General features: G+C 50.8%; 1 protein-coding gene, 2 tRNA genes, 2 rRNA genes and 2 pseudogenes. All 7 read right to left on the bottom strand.

Annotated features, from left to right (window positions below):
- Nucleotides 1-739: 739 nt before the first annotated feature.
- Nucleotides 740-970: pseudogene (locus tag BG74_RS06220) on the bottom strand (ABC transporter permease); the annotation flags it as partial.
- Between the two features lie 167 nt (nucleotides 971-1,137).
- A complete protein-coding gene (locus BG74_RS13615) occupies nucleotides 1,138-1,278 on the bottom strand; it encodes a hypothetical protein (RefSeq protein ID WP_187202724.1) in 141 nt (46 codons plus the stop codon).
- A 103-nt stretch (nucleotides 1,279-1,381) separates the two neighbouring features.
- Nucleotides 1,382-2,252 (bottom strand): annotated as a pseudogene (locus BG74_RS06210) (substrate-binding domain-containing protein); the annotation flags it as partial.
- A 162-nt stretch (nucleotides 2,253-2,414) separates the two neighbouring features.
- Nucleotides 2,415-2,490 (bottom strand) — tRNA-Trp (locus BG74_RS06205).
- Between the two features lie 2 nt (nucleotides 2,491-2,492).
- Nucleotides 2,493-2,569, bottom strand: a tRNA-Asp gene (locus BG74_RS06200).
- 62 nt (nucleotides 2,570-2,631) lie between these two features.
- A 5S ribosomal RNA gene (gene rrf, locus BG74_RS06195) occupies nucleotides 2,632-2,747 on the bottom strand.
- A gap of 150 nt (nucleotides 2,748-2,897) precedes the next feature.
- A 23S ribosomal RNA gene (locus BG74_RS06190) occupies nucleotides 2,898-3,216 on the bottom strand; the annotation flags it as partial.

Raw genomic sequence — 3,216 nt, 5'->3', positions numbered from 1 at the left:
CCGCCGTGCTGCTATGACTTCTCGCGCTGGACTGGCCTGGCTTGTGGCGCAGCGCTGCTCAGCAGGCGGCCAGGATCGCCACTATGTTATCGTTTCTACGGTGCGCCAGACAGAACGCGTTTAACTCTTTTTGCAGACCGATAAAACCGAATAATAGAATCCCTATTACGATCTTGGTTCAACAGGAGTTTAGTGTCCTATCAAAAAGTGTGATATAAGTTTGGATCGATCCTTGAATCATCACGTCAAACAGCATACCCAATATAAGGTACTGACGCTACCCGGTCAGTAGCGTCCCCCGCCGCCGATAACCGCTGTCGCGATAGCATCGAATAATTCCACGCCAATCACCGCCAGCACCGCTAGGAAACTCGACAGCACATAAAAAGAGTAACTATTATTCCCATTCCCATGGCGTAGACGTTATGGACAAAGCATGTGCTGTGCGCCAGCACCACACCTACCGCCATCACCAGTAACATGATAAGCGCAGCAAGGTCAACCATGCCACTGCCAGGCATAGCCAGCCAGCAGGTCTCATATCAAGGGTGAACGATAGGGACCGATTCCCGCGACAAAATAAGATTCATGCCGCGCAGGAAAAACATGCTAGCCCAGGTGATGATAAACGCCAGCAGCCGCAGAGCGTCGATAATTCAACCTATCAGTGCACCATACAATGCGCCCAGCGCCAGCATAATAAAGAAAGCTAGTCCGGTAGGAATGCCATATTCTCCAATCATTTTTGCCAGTGGCGTCTCCGTCTCTGCAACATCGACAGCGACATTAGCGGCGACTGCACCATCAGAACCAGCAGCACTACACTCGCTTTCACTATCAGGTTGAATTCTGACTAGTAGCCGGAAAGAAAAATACCAGTATTCATTACAGCGAGCCACCGCCGATAACCCACCGCTAACCACACCGCTAAAATGGCATCCAGTTCTAGCTGCAGGCTGGCATTTTCAGCAGCAGGTTCACCTATTGATAAACAGTCCCGATGCCCATCGCTTGCGCGTATGTGGTGCCATTGAGATCTACCACCCGATCAGCAGGCAGGATCTCGCTGGCCAAGCTCTAATATACGCCGGTCAACACTCAGCATTGAAGCGGCATTTTTGCTGGACAAAACAATCGTTAGCTCTCGTAGGCTTCACACTTGCTAGCCGGGAGCCATTCGCCATTTTCACCCAACAACGCCACCACCTCACTACTATACAGGGTAAAATGCAGGGTAAAGCCCACCTGCTGGAGGGTTTTTACCCTAGGAAATTCCACACTGACGCCTTATAGCTCCAGAAGCGATGCCGATGCCATGCCTTTTCCCTCGCCACTGATACATTAACCGCTACCGTGGCAGCTGACGAAGTCAGCACTGTTGTTAGTAGCCTATGCTCTGCTTGGCGTCATATTCCTGCTTAGTCGTATCCGGCAACAGCAACCGCGAGTCGGTCTGGATGAATTTCGGTGACTCCTTGCCCTTTTCATCGCTAGAAACGTATCAACGAATGCTAGACAGGCCATATTAGGCATCAACTCGACCATCGCATTGTCTTTACCGTTCATCATAGCTTAAAGACATCAGGTACGCCATCGATAGAGATCACTTTAATCTACGAACCTAGTTTCAGACTGGCCTCTTTTGTATAATGGCGATAGCTATATCATCGTTGTGGACATAAACGACGCAAATGTTTTTGCCGCTTTGTTCCGCCTTGGTAAGGCATTCTTCCATGACTTCTTTGGGTGAAGTCTCCAAACTGTGAATAAATAATTTTATTATTAAAATGGCCACTTATGCCGTCTGTCTGCAAAGCCTTTTTACGATTGATAGCCAAGCTGTCGCCGACCGTGCCATGTAGCTCTACCACGTTTAGGCTTGATCCCCGATGTCCTTCACCAGCCACTTAACCTTCTCGTGTATGCTATCTAATGCTACGGCGGCAGTGTACAGTGAAGGATCATTAACTTCAATCATGCAATCCAGCAAAAACACGGGAATTCTCGCTTCCTTAGAGCTTCCTGCAAAATGGTTGTCCAGCCGATTGCTACCACCAGTGCAATAATCAGATGGCGTCTATGCTCTGTTCGATGAAGGAACATACCGCTTTGATTTGGTTTTCCTACTTTTTTCTGCACATCGGCGATTTTCAACGTTATATCGCGCTTTTCTGCTTCGGTTTTCACGACTTTAGTTTCCGCCGAACGCCAGCCGGAGATTCCGAACCAATCTGTGAGAAATCGATCACTAGCGCTACCGTCTAATTCAATGCAACGCTTATAACATGCCATTATCACGCGCTTGGCCATCATATATTTAACCGGGGCGTCAAGTCAGAACGGGTGAGAAACGACAGACGAAAAAAACCCTCCGTATTCGCGAAGGGTTTCCATATACGAAGAGTTTCCATAGCTGGCAGGGGCGGAGAGGCTCGAACTCCCAACACCCGGTTTTGGAGACCGGTGCTCTACCAATTGAACTACGCCCCTAGTGGCGGTGCGGACGGGACTTGAACCCGCGACCCCCGGCGTGACAGGCCGGTATTCTAACCGACTGAACTACCGCACCGCCGAATCATTATATGTAATATTGCCTGTCATCCCGGCATTAACCGGCACAACCTGTTGGATGCCTGGCAGTTCCCTACTCTCGCATGGGGAGACCCCACACTACCATCGGCGCTACGGCGTTTCACTTCTGAGTTCGGCATGGGGTCAGGTGGGACCACCGCGCTAGTGCCGCCAGGCAAATTCGTTTCCGCTCCGCACCGCTTTCCCAACCCTCACTTGCATGACTGTCGGGCATTATCCGGAACATCGCTAATATCGTCTTGCCCCTTGCGCTTGGCGTTAACTTTCGCTGTGGATGCCGCGCGCTCAAACAGCTCAGGTGTTGTAAGGTTAAGTCTCACGGGTCATTAGTATCGGTTAGCTCAACGCCTCACAGCGCTTACACACCCGACCTATCAACGTCATCGTCTTTAACGTCCCTTCAGGAGGCTCAAGGCCTCAGGGAAGACTCATCTCGAGGCAAGTTTCCCGCTTAGATGCTTTCAGCGGTTATCTCTTCCGCACGTAGCTACCGGGCAATGCCATTGGCATGACAACCCGAACACCAGCGGTGCGTCCACTCCGGTCCTCTCGTACTAGGAGCAGCCCCTCTCAATCTTCCAGCGCCCACGGCAGATAGGGACCGAACTGTCTCACGACGTTCTA

The organism is Sodalis-like endosymbiont of Proechinophthirus fluctus (genome assembly GCF_001602625.1).
GTDB lineage: Bacteria > Pseudomonadota > Gammaproteobacteria > Enterobacterales > Enterobacteriaceae.
The sequence above is the reverse complement of the archived record's forward strand: the minus strand, read 5'-3'. Positions and strand labels throughout refer to the sequence as shown.